Origin of the sequence: Polymorphospora sp. NPDC051019 (assembly GCF_040683055.1) — a bacterium.
Lineage (GTDB): Bacteria > Actinomycetota > Actinomycetes > Mycobacteriales > Micromonosporaceae > Polymorphospora > Polymorphospora lycopeni.
In genome coordinates this window covers 1-17,868 of sequence record NZ_JBFBCH010000034.1, presented here as the reverse complement: position 1 = coordinate 17,868, position 17,868 = coordinate 1, and the positions used below count along the sequence as shown (strand labels likewise).

General features: G+C 72.1%; 10 protein-coding genes. 2 read left to right on the top strand and 8 right to left on the bottom strand.

The features are described 5' to 3' along the window. Nucleotides 1-167 precede the first annotated feature (167 nt). Entirely contained in the window at nucleotides 168-1,721 is a 1,554-nt protein-coding gene (locus tag AB0M79_RS34350) for a glycoside hydrolase family 43 protein (RefSeq protein WP_364222338.1), read from the top strand. 30 nt (nucleotides 1,722-1,751) lie between these two features. Here AB0M79_RS34350 and AB0M79_RS34345 read toward each other — a convergent pair whose 3' ends face one another. Then, nucleotides 1,752-3,053: an aspartate aminotransferase family protein gene (locus tag AB0M79_RS34345; RefSeq protein WP_364222335.1), complete on the bottom strand. Its 1,302-nt coding sequence runs from the start codon at nucleotides 3,051-3,053 to the stop codon at nucleotides 1,752-1,754. An 84-nt stretch (nucleotides 3,054-3,137) separates the two neighbouring features. Between AB0M79_RS34345 and AB0M79_RS34340 the strand changes: the two genes are divergently transcribed. Further along, entirely contained in the window at nucleotides 3,138-4,025 is an 888-nt protein-coding gene (locus AB0M79_RS34340; RefSeq protein ID WP_364222332.1) for a LysR substrate-binding domain-containing protein, read from the top strand. A gap of 22 nt (nucleotides 4,026-4,047) precedes the next feature. Here AB0M79_RS34340 and AB0M79_RS34335 read toward each other — a convergent pair whose 3' ends face one another. From AB0M79_RS34335 to AB0M79_RS34305, 7 genes are all read right to left on the bottom strand, one after another. Beyond that, entirely contained in the window at nucleotides 4,048-5,088 is a 1,041-nt protein-coding gene (locus AB0M79_RS34335) for a DUF916 domain-containing protein (RefSeq protein WP_364222329.1), read from the bottom strand. A 64-nt stretch (nucleotides 5,089-5,152) separates the two neighbouring features. Beyond that, nucleotides 5,153-5,785 (bottom strand): hypothetical protein, encoded by a 633-nt coding sequence (locus AB0M79_RS34330; protein WP_364222326.1) that lies wholly within the window; start codon nucleotides 5,783-5,785, stop codon nucleotides 5,153-5,155. Nucleotides 5,786-5,822: 37 nt separating this feature from the next. After that, nucleotides 5,823-8,999 carry a family 43 glycosylhydrolase gene (locus tag AB0M79_RS34325; RefSeq protein ID WP_364222323.1) on the bottom strand — a complete coding sequence of 1,059 codons (3,177 nt, stop codon included), beginning with the start codon at nucleotides 8,997-8,999 and terminating at the stop codon, nucleotides 5,823-5,825. Between the two features lie 71 nt (nucleotides 9,000-9,070). Continuing rightward, nucleotides 9,071-13,795: an Ig-like domain-containing protein gene (locus AB0M79_RS34320; protein ID WP_364222320.1), complete on the bottom strand. Its 4,725-nt coding sequence runs from the start codon at nucleotides 13,793-13,795 to the stop codon at nucleotides 9,071-9,073. 170 nt (nucleotides 13,796-13,965) lie between these two features. Continuing rightward, entirely contained in the window at nucleotides 13,966-15,882 is a 1,917-nt protein-coding gene (locus AB0M79_RS34315; protein WP_364222317.1) for a beta-L-arabinofuranosidase domain-containing protein, read from the bottom strand. Nucleotides 15,883-15,884: 2 nt separating this feature from the next. After that, nucleotides 15,885-16,808, bottom strand: coding sequence for a carbohydrate ABC transporter permease (locus AB0M79_RS34310; RefSeq protein WP_364222314.1), 924 nt, complete (start codon nucleotides 16,806-16,808; stop codon nucleotides 15,885-15,887). 4 nt (nucleotides 16,809-16,812) lie between these two features. Next, nucleotides 16,813-17,730 (bottom strand): sugar ABC transporter permease, encoded by a 918-nt coding sequence (locus AB0M79_RS34305; RefSeq protein ID WP_364222311.1) that lies wholly within the window; start codon nucleotides 17,728-17,730, stop codon nucleotides 16,813-16,815. Nucleotides 17,731-17,868: the final 138 nt, after the last annotated feature.

Below are 17,868 nucleotides of genomic sequence, written 5' to 3'. Positions count from 1 at the left end.
TATCGATCACCGTGGCTATATGGTTGGCATCGCCGCATTCCGGGCGTCCCGCACCGACGGGCCACCCGCCCGGGAACACCTTCCGACGTCGCAGGGCCGCGGTGAACCCGGTCCGCGCCCGCCGCCCGCCGACGCGGACCCACCACCGCCGACACGGGGGGCAGCGGATGCGCGCGGCCGGGACAGCAGCCACCACCAGCACCTCGACCGCTCCAGTCGGCTGGGCCGGCGGCGCGTTCACCAACCCGGTCGTCGCCGGGTTCCATCCCGACCCGAGCGTGTGCCGGGTCGGCGACGACTACTTCCTGGTCTGTTCCAGCTTCGAATACTTCCCCGGGGTGCCGGTGTTCCGCAGCCGGGACCTGGTCCACTGGGAACAGATCGGCAACGCGCTGGACCGGCCCAGCCAGTTGTCCCTGCCGGCCGGCACCCCGGCCTCCGGCGGTGTCTACGCGCCCACGCTGCGCCACCACGACGGCCGCTTCTGGCTGATCACGACGAACGCCGCGCCGGGCGGCGGCACCATGGTGTTCACCACCACCGACCCGGCCGGCCCGTGGTCCGAGCCGATCCGCGTCCCCGGCGTCGCGGGAATCGACCCGGACCTGGCCTGGGACGAGCGCGGTGACTGCTGGTGCACGTACGCCGGGGTCGAGCAGATCCGGATCGACCCGGCGACCGGCCGCTCGTTCGGCCGGCCGCACCGGCTGTGGTCCGGCACGCCCGGCGCCCAGGCACCGGAGGCCCCGCACCTGTACCGGATCGGCGACCACTGGTATCTGATGATCGCCGAGGGCGGCACCGAACGGGGGCACGGCGTGTCGATCGCGCGCGGGCCGGCGCCCGACGGGCCGTTCGAGCCGTGCCCGGCCAACCCGATCCTCAGCCACCGCAGTACCGGCCGCCCGATCCAGAACACCGGCCACGCCGACCTCGTCGAGGCACCCGACGGCACGTGGTGGATGGTGCTGCTCGGCGTACGGCCCCACGGCGGCACCCCCGGCTGGCACGTCATGGGCCGCGAGACGTTCCTGGCACCGGTCACCTGGGTGGACGGCTGGCCGGTCGTCGGCGAGGTCACGCCGGCGATGGCGGCGCCGCCGTGGCCGCCGCGGCCGGTCGCGGCGCCACCGGTGCGCGACGACTTCGACACCGGACGGCTGCACCCGGGGTGGATCTCGGTGCGGTCGCGGCCCGACGAGACGTGGTCGACCACGGAGCGCCCCGGCTGGCTCACCCTCCACGCCCGTGGCCGGTCGCTCGACGAACCCGACATCGTGTTCGTCGGCCGCCGCCAGCAGCACCCGTCCTGCCGGGTACGCACCCTGGTCGACGCCACCGCCGGGTGCGGCGGTCTCGCGGTACGTCTCGACGAGCGGCACCACTGCGGGATCGAGGTCGGCGACGGCGAGGTACGGGTCACCGCCCGCACCGGCGGGCTGCGCCAGACGGTCGCCACCCGGACCGCACCCGTCGGCGCGGTCCGGCTGCGGATCGACGTACGCGCCTCCTCCCCCGCCGACTGGCACCCGTGCCGGGAACCCGACCTGCTGCGGCTCGGCGTCGAGGCGGCCGACGGCACCTTCGACGTGCTGGCCGAACTCGACGGCCGCTACCTGTCGACCGAGGTGGCCGGCGGCTTCACCGGCCGGGTCATCGGGATGTACGCCGCCACCGGCACCGTCGGCTTCGACTGGTGCGACCACGAACCCGTCGACTGACGGGCAGTCGCCCCACACCGCGCGGGGCGGCTACCCCCGGGTCACGTCGCCGATCGCTCGGTCGAGGATGTCGAGCCCCTCGACCAGTTCGTCGCGGGTGCAGGTCAGCGGCGGCGCGATCCGGAACACCCCGCCCATGCCCGGCAGCTGCACCACGTTCATGTGCAGGCCCAGTTCCAGGCAACGGCGGGTGACCGCGGCACCGAGCGCGTCGGCGCCTTCGCGGGTCTCGCGGGACACCACCAGCTCCAGGCCGATCAGCAGGCCGCGCCCACGGACGTCGCCGATCACCTCGTGCCGGCCGGCCAGGTCGGCCAGCCCCTCGCGCAGGAAGGCGCCGAGGTCGGCCGCCGCCGCGTCGAGCTTGTCGCGCTCCAGGACGTCGAGCACGGTGTTGCCGACGGCGGCGACCAGCGGATCGGCGACGTGGGTGGTGTAGAACAGGTAGCCACGGTCGTGGGCGGCCCGCTCGATGTCGGCGCTGGTGATCATCGCGGCGAGCGGCAGACCGGCGCCGAGGGTCTTCGACAGGGTGAGGATGTCCGGCACGACGCCGTCGCGTTCGAAGGCGTACCAGGTGCCGGTGCGGCACAGGCCGGTCTGCGCCTCGTCGAGGATCAGGAGCATGCCGCGTTCGTCGCACTTGCGGCGCAGCGCGGCCAGGTATCCCGGCGGCGGGTCGATGACCCCGCCCGAGCTGAGGATCGGTTCGACGATGCAGGCGGCGAGGCTGCCGACCGACTGGGCGTCGACGAGGTCGAAGGAGAAGTCGAGCTGGCGCCGCCAGTCGAGCTCGCCGTCGGGGGTACGGAAGTCCGGCCGGTAGGCGTTGGGGGTCGGGATCGCCAGGTTGCCGGGGGCGGCCGGGCCGTACCCCTTGCGGCCCGCGCTGTAGGTGGCGTTCGCGGCGGCCTGGGTCATGCCGTGCCAGGACCGGGCGAACGAGACGATCTCGTGGCGACCGGTGACCAGCTTCGCCATCCTGATCGCGGCCTCGTTGACCTCGGCGCCGGTCGTCAACAGCAGCACCTTGTCCAGCGGGTCGGGCAGTGACCCGGCGAGCCGCCGGGCCAGGTCGACCACCGGCCGGCTCAGCATCCCGCTGAAGAGGTGGTCGAGGGTGGCGACCTGACGCTGGACCGTGGCGACGATCTCGGGGTGGCTGTGGCCGAGGATGGCGCTCATCTGCCCGGAGGTGAAGTCGAGGATGCGCCGGCCGTCGCGGGTGAAGACGTAGCTGCCGGCGGCCCGTTCGATGATCTCGGGGGTGAAGGTGCCGGCGCCGCTGTAGCGGACGAGGTGCCGGTCGACATCCGGCCAGAAGGAGTCCATGCGCCGACGGTAGGCACGGCCGAGCGTCACGTCCATCGCGGAAAACTTCCGCTGCTGTTAAGCGGATCCGTACAGTCTGCGGTGATGAGCCTGCACCCGTGGCGGCTGCGCCTGCTCGCCGACCTCGCGGCGCTGGGCACGATCCGCGCCGTCGCCGCGCACGAGAACCTGAGCCCGTCGGCGGTCTCCCAGCAGCTGGCTGTCCTGGAGCGGGAGACCCGTACGCAGCTGCTGGAACGCACCGGGCGGCGGGTGCGGCTGACGACGGCGGGACTGATCCTGGCCCGCCGGGCCCGGGAGATCCTGGAGCGGATGGACGCGGCAGAGGCCGAACTGCGCGGGCTCGGCGACGAACCGGCCGGGCGGGTGACACTCGCGGTCTTCCAGAGCGCCGTGCACGCCCTGGCGGTGCCGGCGGTGTCCCGGATCGCCCGGGCGCACCCCGACGTCGAGGTCGTGGTGCTGGAGCTGGAGCCGCACGAGAGCATGCCGGCGCTGCGCCGGGGCGAGGTCGACGTCATCGTGACGACGACGGACTTCGTCGGGACCGAACTCGACCCGGCCGTCGACCTGGTGCCGATCGGCGAGGACGAGATCGTCATGGTCCTGCCGGCCGGCCATCCGGCCGCCGTGGGCGAGTCCGTCGACCTGTCCACCTGCGCCGACCAGCGCTGGGCGTTCGACGTGGCCGGCTCCTACATGTCGCAGCTGGCGACCGGGCTGTGCCGGGCGGCCGGGTTCGAGCCGCGGATCGTGTGCCGGCTCAACAACTACCTGCTCACGTTGCAGCACGTGGAGGCCGGACTTTCCGTGGCCATGCTGCCGGGCCTCGCGGTCGACCCCCGCTTCGGCGTCGTCACCCGCCCGCTGCGCGGTCCGGTGACGCGCCGGATCACCGCGGCGGTCCGCCGGCCGTCCACCGCACAACCCGCCGTCGCGGTGACCCTGGACGCCCTGCGCGCCTCGTACTGACCCGGCCGCTTCCGGGCGTGGGTCAGGGCGCACCCGGCGGGCTGCCGGCGAGGGTGGCTTCCCGGGCCTGTGCCCGGCCCTCCTCGCGGGCGCGGTCGAGCAGCCGCGCGAGCCGCTGCCGGCGTCGCCGGGTCACGGTCCGGGCCGCCACGACGAGGGCGAGCAGGACGACGACGAGGGCCAGTTGCGACCAGGGCACCGCCCAGACCATCACGGTGGCGGAGGCCGGCCGGATCTCGGCGCCGGCCGGGTCGCCGCCGAGGACGGCCGGGATGACGTCGACGGCCGTACGCAGCGGCCCGACGGCCCAGACCCCGGTGACCCGGGCCTCGATCCGGCGGTTGCCGGACGGCAGCGTCTCCTCGACGTCGGCCGGGACGGTGCGGCCGCCGAGGCCGAACAGCCCCGGAACCGTCACCCGGCCCCGGCCGGTCACCGCGGCGTTGCCGTCGTTCGTCGCGGTGTAGCCGACGTCGACGGTGCCGGCCGAGAACGGATTCCACGAGGGGCGGTAGGTGGCGGTGAGGTCGCCGACCGCCAGGCTCGCGGTGATCGTGCCGCTGGCGCGCAGCATGACCCGGAACCCGACCCGGCTCTCGACGGCGACCGTGCCGCCGGTGCTGGTGACGGTCGCCGCGATGCCGGCCGGGTGGTCCCCCGGCGTGGCGTCGCGCGGCACCGTGATGGTGAACGGCACCACCTTCGTCTGCCTGGCCCCGACGGTGACCGTCTCCTGCACCGCGATCCAGGTGCCGCCGTCGGTCGACTCCTGGTGGGACGGGAGCATGTTGAAGCGTCCCTTGTCGGTGAGATAGCCGTCGGCGGCCTTCAGCGCGAACGTCGCGGCGGCGTCGCTGAAGTTGCGTACGGCCAGGTGTTCGGTGACGACCTGGCCCGGGTCGAGGGTGCGTTCGATCCACCGGCGGCCGTCGGGGCCGTTCCCGTCGGCCGGCTGCACCGCCCAGGTGAGCGTCGGTTCCGCCAGCGCGCCGGCCGGCGCGATCGGCACGGTGACGAGCACCGCGGCCAGCACGGCGAGCAGCCGCGGCAGGGTTCGGATCATGGCGGGCCTCCGGTGGGAGAAGGGGTGCGGTGGGGGCCGCCGTACGACGGCCCCCACCGGTGCCTCATTCGAACAGCGACAGGGTCAGCATCGAGGTGTACGAGCCGGCGGCGACGTCCGCCGGGGTGCGCAGGAACAGGTCGGCGTCGACGGAGTACGCGTCACCGGCGGCGCCCCCGGAGTCGAACGTCGAGACCAGCAGCTCCTGGTCGACCAGACCGACGTTGTTGCCGGGCTGCGTCGGCTCGTCGAGGACGGTCACGACCTCCTCGCCCTCGCTGACCTGGCCGGTGCCGCCGCCGTCGATCAGCCGCGGCTTCCAGCCGAGGTGGCCGGCGCCGATCGGTGCCTGGCCGGCGTCGCCGACGAAGTCGGTCGCGCTGCCCAGCACCGCCCACGCGGCGCCTTCGGGCACCTCGTCGGCGGTCCGGGTGTCGGTGATGGTGACCGTCGGCAGGGTGCCGACGAACTGACGGACCAGCAGGGTCGAGCCGTCCTCGGTCAGGGCGACGGAGTCACCCGCGATCGACATCGCGAGCACGCCCGGTTCGGTGATCTCGTCGATGTCGACGGTCACCTCCACGTCGGCGTTGTCGCCGGGTTCGGCCATGGCCGGCGACGGCAGCACGGCCGCCCCGGCCAGCAGGGCGCCGGCGGCACAGGCCGCGAGCAGGTGCTGGCGCTTGCGTGTGTTCATGGTCTGCTCCAAGTGATTCGTGATCGGGGCTGGCGGGTCAGCCGGCGCAGTCGACGCCGGGGTGCGGTGCGGTGCGGGTGGTGGTGACGTCCCGGCCGTCGACGACCCCGGTGGCCCGTACGGTCACCGAACCGGCCGGCGCCGTGGCCGCCCGTACGGTGAACGACTGGTAGGCGTTGGCGCCCGGCGCGACGTCGGCGAACGACCGGCTGCCGTACGGGGTCTCCAGCGCGACGTCCACCGGTGCGCCGTGATCGTTGCGGGCCTGTACGGCGACGTACGCCCGGCCGGCGATGCACCGGGGCGTGACGGTGACCGTCACCGGCACCTCGGCCTGGACACCGGGGTCGTCGGCGAGGACCCGCCACTCCGTGACCGCGACCGCGGAGTAGGTGGTGCCGTTGCCGTTGGCCCGCAACGTCGCCCGCACCCGGGGCGTGGTGACGGGGTCGAAGGTGACGGTGTTGAAGGCGGTGGTGCTGGTGCCGTAGCCGGACGCGCCGGTAACGTCCCGCCAGGCCGCGCCGGCCTCGTCCCAGTACTGCAGCACCCAGCCGTCGGGCGCGGCGACGCCGTCGCCGGTGCCGGGGTTGGCGTCGCGCCAGAACTTCAGCTCGGTGCCGGTGATCCGGACCGGGCGGCTCCAGTCGTACTGCACCCACTGGGTCGCCGGACGGTTGCCCGACCAGGTGCCCCAGATCTGCGCCTGGCTCGGGGTGGCCGGGTCGGCGCCGTCGTTGAGCGCGGTGACGCTGTTCCAGCCCGCCGTGTAGGAGGCGGTCGGGGTCGCGATCGGCCCGATGTTTCCGGTCAGCGGCCCGGACAGGTCCGCCGGGACGGTGACCGTCCGGGCGGTCTCCAGGTTGCCGGCCACGTCGAGTGCGCGGAACGACACGGTGTGCCGGTTCTGGTCGGGCGCGGCGATCGGACCGGTGTACGCGGTCCAGGCGCCGGTGCCGATGGCGTATTCGATGCGGGCGACGCCGGAGGTGGCGTCGCTGGCGGTCACCGTGACCGCGCGGGTGGCGCTGTCGACGGTGCCGGTGCTGGCCGGTGCGGTGGCGTCGACGCGTACGGCGAGGTCGGCCGGTGCCGAGACGTTGCCGGCGCGGTCGGTCGCGGTCGCGGTGACGGTGTGCTCGCCGTCTCCGGTGACCTCGACGTCGACGTGCCGCACGTCGGTCGCGACGGCCGGCTCGCCGTCGTCGACCCGCGACCGGATGGTCAGCCGGCCGCCCCGGTCGTCGACACCGGCGACGCGTACCCGCACCGCGGAGCGGAACCAGCCGGCGCTGCCGGCGCTGCCGCTGGGCGTCAGCGTCAGCGTCGGCGGGGTCTCGTCGCCCTCGGTGTCGTCGGGTGAGACGACGGTGACCTGCGCGGCGACGCGGTCGGCGGCGTAGCCGAGCACGGTGCCCCGGATGGTGAACGTGCCGGGCTCGGCGACGTCCTCGGCCGTCACCGGGTCCCAGAAGACCGGCAGCCGCAGCGTCTGCGCGCCGTACGTCACGTCGACGGTGCCGGGCAGGTCCCGCTCCCCCATTTCGACGGTGATCGCCGGCGGGGTGACGGCCTCCGGTTGCGCGGCGAGGATCTTCCACTCCTCGACCGCCACGCCGGAGTATGTGCTGCCGTTGGTGGAGGCGTCGAAGACCGCCCGGACCTGGGTGGTGGTGACCGGGTCGAAGGTGGTGCTCTGGAAGCCCTGGGTGCCGGTCGGATAGCCGCTCGGGTTCGGCACGTCGGCCCACTGCCCGGCGCCGGCGTCCCAGTACTGGATGCGCCAGCGGGCGGGTGCGGCGACGCCGACGCCGCTGCCCTGCGGCTGGTCGTTCCAGAACTCGATCTGCGAGCCGGAGATCCGCACCGGCTGGTCCCAGGTGTACTGCACCCACTGCTGGGGCGGGTTGTTGCCGGTCCAGGTCCCCCACATGTCCGGCGGCAGCGGGTTTGACCGGACGATCTCGTCGTTGAGTGCCTTGACCCAGTACTGGGTGGGCACCGGCTCGTTGGAGACGGTGACCCGCGCCTCGTACGCGATGTTCGGCCGGGGTGTGAGGTCGCGGCCCTTGGCCGGGGTGGGTGTGACGAGCTTGATCCGGGGCGGGGTCTGGGTGTCGTCCCACTCCAGCGGGTCGATCGCCGCCGAGCGGCGGAAGTGGCCGCCGCCGACCGCGTCGGCGGTGTGGTACGCCAGGTACCAGCGGCCGTCGAACTCCAGGATGCCCGGGTGGCTGGTCGTGGAGGAGACCGGCCGCAGCAGGGTGCCCCGGTAGGTCCACGGCCCCTCGGGTGCGGACGCCGTCGCGTACGCGATGCAGGCGTGGTAGTTCGCCGGGGTGCACTGCGAGGTCGGGCCGGCGTTGTTGCCGGCGTACGCCATGTAGTAGGTGGCGCCACGCTTGAAGATCCAGGCGCCCTCGAAGAAGCCGGTCAGCCCGGTGACGGTGCGCGGGGTGCCGATCGGGGTCTTCATGTCCGGCTGGAACTCCAGCATCCGCAACTGGCTGAACGAGCCCCACCAGACGTACACCCGCTGGTTGGGGGCCTCGCCGTCGACGAGGATCGTCGGGTCGATGTTGTGGATGTTGTTGGCCGTCGGTACCCGCTGGGAGATGATCGGCCCGCCGGCGTGGTCGGTCCACGGGCCGGTCGGGCTGTCCGAGACGGCCACGCCGATCGCGAACTTGTCCGACGCCGGGCTGTCGCGCTCGTGGATCGGGACGTACCAGTAGTAGCGGCCGTCGACGCCGCGGACCACCTGGCCGGCGTACGCGCGGCCGGGTGTCGCCCAGGCGAAGACCGCCTCGGGACGCATCAGCGACGGGAAGTGGGTCCAGTGCCCGGCCTCGACGTCGGTGGTCCGGAACGCTCCCCACTCGTTCATGATGAAGTCGTTCGTGGACGGTCCGGCCTGGTCGTGGCCGGTGTAGATGTAGAGCTGGTCGCGGCCGGTGTCGTTGCCGGGGGCGCCGGCGGGCACGACGACCGGCGCCGGGTCGGCCGAGTAGTAGCTGCCGTCGCCGAGGATCGGGTTGACGGTGTTGGTGAACGTGTACGAGTCGGGTTCGGCGGCCAGGGCCGGCGCGGCGGGGCCGGCGAGGGTGCCGGCGACGAGCCCGGCGACGGCCGCCACGGCGGCCGCGGTGCGGAACCGGCGCGGTGGCCGGGGTGTCGGTGGGGCGGCGGCGCCGCGCACCACAAAGGTGTTCACGGTGTCGGTCTCCTCGTTCTCGCTGAGGGGGTGGTGGCGGCGTCGCGGCGACGCCGCCACCACGCGAGCGGCTAGCCGCAGCTGAGTGCGCCGAACGACGCCGCCGTCTCGACGGTCACCGGCTGACCGTCGACGGTTCCGGTGGCCCGGACCGTCGCGGTCGCGGCCGGCACCGACCTGGCCCGGGTGTTGAACGCCTGGTAGGCGGACTGTCCGGGCGCGACCCCGGACACCGTGCGCGACCCGTACGGCGTCACCAGTTCGATGGTCAGCGGCGTGTCGTCGGCGTTGCGGGCGTTGACCCGCAGGTAGACGTTGCTGCCCAGGCACTGGGTGTACGCCTGGACCTCGACGTCCCAGGCCGGGGGCTGCGGCGGGTCGCCGACGGTGAGGGTCAGCGTGGTCCGGGTGGCGCCGGCCTCGCTGACGTAGTCGGGCAGGATCAGGTCGCCGGTGACGGTGTAGCGGCCGGGGGTGTCGACGATGCTCTCGTCGAAGTTCCACTCGACACCGATGGCCTGGTTGTCCCGCGAGCCGTCGTTGTAGGAGACCTCCACCTTGTCCGGCAGGTACGGCAGTTCACCGACGTCGACGGACTGCTCGAACGTCTCGGCGCCCTGGATCGAGATGCCGCCGGTCGACATCTCCGGGCGTACGTAGACGCGGGCCTCGGCGATCAGCCCGTACGCGTCGTTGGTGCCGTAGACCACGAACGGGTCGACGTTCGGCTCGGCGACCATCTCCGGCGTGATCTCCTGCCAGCGGAACGCGACGGTGCCGCGTTCGCCGCTGGTGTAGATCCCGTCGAGGGTGGCCGGCAGGGTGGGCACCTGGCCGACGGCGGTGCGGATGAGCACCGGGGCGCGCACCGAGTCGACGGTCTCGCCGTTGGCGCGCCAGCGCAGCACGCCGGTGCCGGCCCCGCTGCCCTGGACGCCCCAGATGCGGATCCGCAGGTAGCTGGTGGTGACCGGGGCGAATTCGAGGTTGTTGTAGGTGTTGGTGGCCAGGGCACCGGCGTACGTCGAGCCCTCGGCGAGGGTGACCGGCGTCCAGGTGGTGCCGTCGGTGGACGTCTCGACCGCGTACGTCGTGGCCGTCGGGCGACGGGTGCCGCCGTTGTCGTCGTACCAGTAGATGCCGGTCGACGACAGCCGCACCGGGCTGGCCCAGGCGTACTGGATCCACGCCTCCCGGGCCGGGCTGGTGCCGTTCTGCGGCAGGTTCCAGTTGCCCCAGCCGTTGCCGGAGCCCGGGTTCGAACTGTTCGGGGTGCTGGCCTCGTTGACCCGCTGGTGGTTCTCCCACGACGTGGTGCCGCTGGTGCTGACCGTCGCCGTGGCCCCGAACTCGGCGACGACATCCCGCTCGGTGAGGGTCACCGCCACGGTCGTCTCGGACCGTTTCTCGCCGTCGTCGGCGAAGAACCGGAACACGTAGTCGCCTTCGACGGTGCCGGTGACCCGGGTGGCCAGCGCGCCGGCGTCGGAGAAGATGACGCCCGCGCCCTGCGGCGCCGAGACGGTCTCCCAGCCGAAGGTGAGTTCGTCGTCGTACGGGATGCCGTCGTCGGTGGCGGTGCCGACGAGCCGGGTGGACAGGTTGCCGTCGCCGGTGCCGTCCCGGGCGGCGGTGACGACCGGCGCCTGGTTGGCCACCGGTGGCACGTCGCGTCCGGAGTCGAACACCTGGATCTCGGTGATCGCGGTGTAGAAGGTCGGGTTGTTGGTGAACGCGATCCGCAGCTTGTCGGTGGTGACGGTGCCGAACAGCGCCTCGTTGAACTTCGCCGACGGGACGACCGGGTTCTTGAACTGCCCGGGGACCTCCCGCCAGCCGCCGTCGCCGTCGGGCACCTGGACCCACCAGCGGGCGGGTTCACGGTAGCCGCCAGCCTGGCGGTCGCTGACGAAGAACGCCTTGACGTTGTCGAAGGACTTCGCCGACCCGAGGTCGAGTTCGATGTAGCCGTTGCGTTCGGTGGCGCCGTAGTTGCCCCAGTAGGGCTCGTTGGCGGTGACACCGTCGGTCACCGCCGACAGGGACACCGGCCGCTCGGTCTCCTTGATGGCGCCCGGCGTGTGGTTCATCGCGGTGCTGCTCCAGCCGGGCGTGTGGAACTGCCGCCACGGCGTGGGCCGCACCCCCTGCTGGGTGTACGACGAACTGAGGCCGGCGCCGGCCGCCAGGTTCGGCGCGTCCTCGGTGAGGTCGATGCCGGCCGTGCGCAGGTACGCCACGACCCGCTCGTCCTCGATCGGGGTGTCCACGGCGGCCGGGAAGCTGCTCGCGCTCGGCGCGGTGAAGGTGACGGTCAGCCCGTCGGCGACCTGGACCTGGTTGGAGTTCGGGTCGTAGGTGAGCTTGCCGAGCTTGTCGGTGCTGACCTTCTTCGCGCCGTTGACGAACAGGCTGTAGCCGGCGCCGAGGCCGTACTCGCTGCCGTCGGGGTCCCAGACGATCGTGACGTCCTGCCCGTGGTAGCGCAGGTTGTTGACCATGAAGTGCTCGTACCCGAACTCGATCGGCCACAGCTCGATCTTGTCGTCGGAACGCGGCTGGATACCGGCCATGTCCTCGACGAAGATGTAGTTCATGTTGCCGAGCATGATGTGGTTCGGGTTGTTTCGGCCGAAGCTCCTGGTGGTCGGGTTCCAGTTCGAGTAGTACTCGGCCTGGTTCGCGACCCGCAGGTCCCCGCCCGGGTAGATGCTCCACGCCATCCAGTCCAGCAGCCGCTTGGCGTACTGCGGGGTGATGTACTTCTGCTCCGGGTCGTAGTGCCGCAGCGCGGACCGGACACCCCGGTACTGCACCGTGAAGTTGATGTTGGAGAAGTTGTTGGAGCCGCCGATCCCGTAGGCCGCCCGGTCGTACTGGTTGGCCGTGTAGAACGGGAAGATCGGGAAGTTGTCGCCGTACGTCAGGAACCGGAACCCGTCGACGTACGTCTGCCACTGGTCGAACGGGATCAGGTTCTCGGCGTAGACGTCGTAGAGGTTCGACTCCTTGGCCGGGATCAGGTCCCGGGCCGAGGCGGGCAGCGGGTTGGGCCGGCCGTTGGAGCTGGCCGCGCTGGTGGCGCCGTGCGACGTGCCGGCCAGGAACATCCGCATGTCGGGGCTCCACAGCCGGTCCAGGATCGCGTCGCGGATGCCGTCGGCGCTGGCCCCCATCTCGTCGATCTTGGCCTGGTCGGCGCCGGAGATCTGGTAGAGCTGGCGGGCGGCCTCGAACGCGCCCCACACGTACGCCGACTCGGGACGTTCGATCGTGGCCGCGCCGGGAGCGCCGCCGTTCACCCGCGGGAAGCCGAAGGTGATGGCGTCGGAGTCGTTGCCCGGCATGTAGTTGCTGGAGTAGGCGATGAGCTTGTCGTCGTTGCCGTCGTAGTGCTCGAGCTGGCCGACCCCGTCACCCTCGAAGTAGTGCGCGAACCTGCGGGCGATGTCCGGCCCGCCGCCGTGCACGTTGTACGCCTCCAGCCCGGCCGTGCCGAGGTACTGCGAGTAGTGGTTGTTCCAGCTGGTGTGCCCCGGACTGTCGAGGAACGCCGAGGAGCCGGACAACTCGCCGATGTTCAGGATCTGCCCGTACGGCAGGTAGGGCGTGCGCAGCCACTTGGTGTCCTGCAGGTGCATCGGCTGGGTCAGCGCGACGGCGTTCTGGTAGAGGTTCACCCCCTCGATCGTCGTCGGGTACTGGTAGACGTGGCCGGACGCGTTGGCGTCCAGCGAGTTGTACCGCTCGCCCCACCAGCGGTAGACGATCGCCTTCTCCAGCGCGGGGTCGGGGACGTCGATGTACGGCACGTCCTGCGCCCAGCGGCGGTTGAACTCGGTGATGCCGGTGCGGACGGCCTGCCCCGGGGCCATCTCGGCGTACTGCCGGTAGCTCTCGACCGTCTGCGGCAGCGTCGCCGAGGAGACGGCGCCGACGACCGCCAGCGACACCGTGCCACCGGCGGGCACGGTGACCTCGCGGTCGAGGTTGGCGCCGGTACGGGTGAACCCGGCACCGGTCAGGTCGACCCGGATCGTGTCCCACGGGGTGTCGATGGTGCCGTTGTTGGAGCCGCTGGTGATGGTGCGGGTGCCGGTCAGCTCGGCCGGACCCGCGCCGGCCTGGGTCGCCAGCGGCGAGGCGGCCCGGACGGTGAAGGTGGCCGGGGCGCCGCCGGGGTTGGTGAAGTCGATGGCGGTGACCGCGACGTTGTCGTAGGTGATGAACTTGGTCAGGTCGGCGGTGACGCCGGTGCCGCCGATCGTGTACCGGCTCCTGGCGTGGCTCGGCGCGTTGAACCGGTTGGCGTTGACCTCGGCGACGGTCTGGCCGGGCACCGTGACGGTGTAGAGGTTGCCGAGGTTGTTCGGGCCGCCGACGTAGGCACTGCCGGCGAAGCCCATCGTGGTGAAGTTGTTGTTGCTCGCGCCACGCATGTAGAGGGTGCGGCCCCGGGTCATCAGCACCGCCGACCCGAGGGTTCCGTGGACGCCGAGAACGCGGTCGAGGTAGTAGTCGGTGCCGCCGGCGGCGAGATCCTTTTCGAAGATCGACTGGTGCATGTTGGCCGCGGTGAACGGCACACCGGGCCGCAGCTGGTTGGCGACGTCCCCGGCGTTGCTGTAGGTGGGATCGCCGATCTCCATGACGTGGTTCTGTCCGTTGGTGTAGACACCGACATCACCCTCGTTGCCGGGGAGGATCGGGCTGGCGGCGTGCGCCGGAGACGACACGCCGACCCCTCCTCCCACGACCAGCGCGGCCAGGGCGACCCACAGGGGCACCCTTCTCACGCGTCTACGGCTCATGTTCTTCCTTCCTGTACCGGTGCGGCGGGCGTTTGCGGTGCCACCAGCGCCGCACCTTGGCGGTGGTCCGAGCGGCATGTGATGTGTGGATGACGGAAGGCGCGTTAGCGCTAACATCCGGCGGTGGCCCGGACCGCACCAGGGGCCACCGGCGGTCACCCGGCGGTCGGCAGCCAGACCCGCATCGTCGAGGGGCCACGGTTGGCCCAGGCGTGGTATTCGACCAGCGGCACCTCGTCGGGTGCCGCGTCCGCCGGCGCCGGCGCGGGGTCGGCGTGGTAGGGCCAGTCCAGGTCGCGCTGGTGGACGGGCCGGCAGCGCACGGTCACCCGACCGTCGACCAGGCGGGGCGGGTGACCGGTGTCGACGTACAGGTCGTCGACCGTGTCGACGCCCGCGACGTCCACCGACTCCAGGGCGAGCACCAGCGGACCCTGCTCCACCGCGACACAGCCCCGGACCGCGTCGACGCGGGCGTCCGGGTAGGTGAACCGGGGCGCCACCGGCAGGGACAGGACGACCTCTTCGCCGCGCCGCCACACCCGTCGCTCGGTGACCACCCCCGGGCCGACCGGCCGGGTCCGCCCGTCCACGGTCACCGTCGCACCCCGCACCGCCCACCCCGGCACCCGCATCGACAGCGCCCAGGGGCGGTCGTCGTCGCTGTCGATCCGCACCCGGATCCGCCCGTCGTGGGGATAGCCGGTCGCCACCGTCACCCGCGGCTCCCGCCCGTCGGCGAGGCGGTACGCGACGGTGCCGGGCACGTACTGGTGGAGCTGCAGCCCCTCGTCGTCGGCCGTCGCGACGTACGACGTCAGACTGGCCAGGGTGCGCGCGACGTTGGTCGGGCAGCAGGAGACCTCGAACCACGGCGCCCGCAGCGACGCCGCCGCCCGCAGGCTGGGCCGGTCGGCGTCGGGCTCCGTGCCGAGTTCCCGGCGGTGCAGGGTGTTGGTGTAGAAGAAGCTCCGGCCGTCCGCCGACGGCGACGTCGACACCACGTTGAACAGGGTCCGCTCGATCAGGTCGGCGTAGCGGGGATCACCGTCGGCGAGCAGCAGCCGCCACGCGAACATCACCGAGCCGATGCCGGCGCAGGTCTCGGAGTAGGCCCGGTCGGGCGGCAGCACCCAGTCACCGCCGAACGCCTCGTCCTGGTGCCGGGAGCCCTGCCCGCCGGTCACGTACGTGCGCCGGGCCACGGTGCTGCGCCACTGGTCGCGTACGGCGTCCAGCAGGGCGGCGTCCTTCAGCTCGACGGCGATGTCGACGGCGCCGGCGGCGAGGTAGTTCGCCCGTACGGCATGTCCACGTAGAACGGTCGCCCGCCGGACCGGGATCTCGTCCTGGAAGTACTCCCGGCCGAACTCGATGTCGCTGAGCCGGCCGTGGCCCCGCCGGTCGACGAAGAGAGCGGCCTGGGCGAGGTAGCGGTCGTCGCCGGTGGTGCGGGCGAACTCGACCAGCGCGGTCTCGATCTCGGGATGTCCGCACAGGCCGTCGATGCCGGCCGGCCCGAACGTCTCGCACACGTTGTCGGCGGCCCGGCGGGCCACCTCGAGCAGCCCGTCGTCGGCGCCCGGCCGGGTCCGGGCCCGGGCGACCGCGGCCTGCAGAAGATGACCCACGCAGTACAGCTCGTGGCCCCATTCCAGGTCGGACCAGCGCGGTTCCTGCCCGCGGCGGCCGAACTTGGTGTTCAGGTAACCGTCGGGCTCCTGCGCCGCCGCCACCCGCCGCACCACGGCGCGGAACCTCGACTCGAGACCCGCGTCGCCGCCACGGCCGATCTCCCAGGCCATCGCCTCGAGGAACTTGTAGACCTCCGAGTCGGAGAACTCGCGTCCCCGGCGGCCGTGGCCGAGATCGCCGCGCGCGGCCAGGTCGAAGTTGCGGATCCAGCCCTCCCGCTCGAGCCAGTGCTCGATGTGCCCCAGGGTCGCGGTGGCGTTGACCGACTGACGCTCGGCCCAGAAGCCGCCGGTGATCCGGACTTCCGCCAGCCCGAGCGGCCGGAACCGGCCACGGTTCGGCAGGACGGGCGCGGCCGTGGGTGCGGTGCCGGTCATCGTCATCCCTTCAGGGCGCCGGACATGAAGCCGCGCACATAGTGTCGTTGGAGCAGCAGGAACAGGACGATGCACGGCAGGGCGAGGACGACGACGCCCGCCTCGGTCGCCCCGTAGTCGACGACGCCCTGGACCTGGCCGCGCAGGTTGGACACGGCGAGCGGCAGGGTCATGCGTTCGGTGTCGTTGATGAGGATCAGCGGCGCCATGAAGTCGTTCCAGGCGGCGAGGAAGGCGAACAGCCCGACGGTGATCAGGCCCGGCTTCACCGCCGGCAGCAGCACCCGCCACAGGGCGCTGAACGAGGAGCAGCCGTCGACCAGCGCCGCCTCGTCGAGTTCGCGGGGCACCGCCTCGAAGGAGATCCGCATCAGGAAGGTGGAGAACGGCAGCTGGAACATGGTGAGCACGAGCGCCACGCCGACCAGCGAGTTCTCCAGTCCCACCTCGTTGAGCAGCACGTAGAGCGGGATCAGCAGGGTCGCGTACGGGACCATGAGGATCGCGAGGGTGAGCAGGAAGAGGATGTTGCGGCCGGGAAAGCGGAACCGCGCGAACGCGTAGCCGCCGAGCAGGGAGATCAGCAGCGTGAGGGCGACGGTGAGCAGCGAGACGAACGTCGAGTTCGCCAGGTAGCGCCAGACGCCGGCCTGGTAGTTGGCCAGCGTGACGTAGTTGCCGAAGCCCCAGCCGTCGACCTGGTTCGTGCCGGCCTGCGGAGAGACCGAGGCGACCGCCGTCCACAGCAGCGGGGCCAGGAAGATCAGTCCGACCGCGCCGGTCAGCACCCAGTACGGGGTCCGGAAGGCGATTCCGGCGATGGTGACACCGGACGACCCGGCCCGCCGGGGCCGACCGGCCGGCGCCGGGGCCGGCGGTGGCCCGCCGGCGGTGGTCGTCGAGGTGGAATCGGAAACCACGGCCATCGGCTCAGCTCTCCTCGGACCGGAAGGCGCGCATCTGCAGCGCGTTGATGAGGATCAGGGCCAGGAGCACGATGACCGACAGCGCCGCCGCCACCCCGAGGTCGTTCTGCCCCTGGAAGGCCACCATGTAGATGAGCTGGACGACGGTGATCGTGCTGTTGTCCGGGCCGCCCTTGGTGAGGATGTAGAACTGCTCGAAGGCGAGCAGGGAGCCGGTCACGCAGAGCACGGTGGTCAGGGCGAGCGTCGGGCGCAGCAGCGGCAGGGTGATCTTGCGGAAGATCTGCCACCGGGTGGCGCCGTCGGAGCGGGCGGCCTCGTACACCTCGGCCGGGATGCCCTGCAGGCCGACGAGCATGAGCACCATGTAGAAGCCGGCGTAGCGCCACACGATGAGGAAGATCGTCGAGAACAGGGCGGCGTTGGGTGAGCCGAGGAAGGTGATGCCCAGGCTGTCCATCACCGGCGCCAGCGGACTCGCGTACGGCGAGTAGAGGACGTAGAACAGCAGGGACGCCGAGGCCAGGCCCAGGGCGCTGGGGATCAGGAACGACGCCCGGAGCAGGTTGTTCCACCGGCTCGACTCCTGCACGAGCAGGGCCAGCCCCAGACCAAGCGCCAGGAGCAGTACGGTCGCGAGCACCGTGTATTTGACGGTGAACACCACCGAGTCGGTGAAGAAGCGGTGGTTGATCGCCTTCACGAAGTTGTCGGGGGCGTTGATGCCCTGGTCGCCGGTGAGCAGCGGCCACCTCGACAGCGACATCCTGACCACGAGCAGCAGCGGGACGACGAACAGCGCCACCACGAACAGCGTGGTCGGTGTCGCGTAGAGCCAGCCGAGCAGGGCCCGGCGGCCGCGGGGACGCGCTCGCCCCCGCGGCGCCGCCACGGGCGGGTGGGACGGCGCGTCGACTTTCATCGGAACCTCTCGTTGGTCGGCCGGCAGGTCGGTGGCGGGTCGCGGGTCGGGTCGGCCGTGGGGGGGGGGCGGGGGGGCCCCCCCCCCCCCCCCCCCCAGCGGGGTTTTGGACTCGGGGGTGTAGCCGGTTTTGCGGTT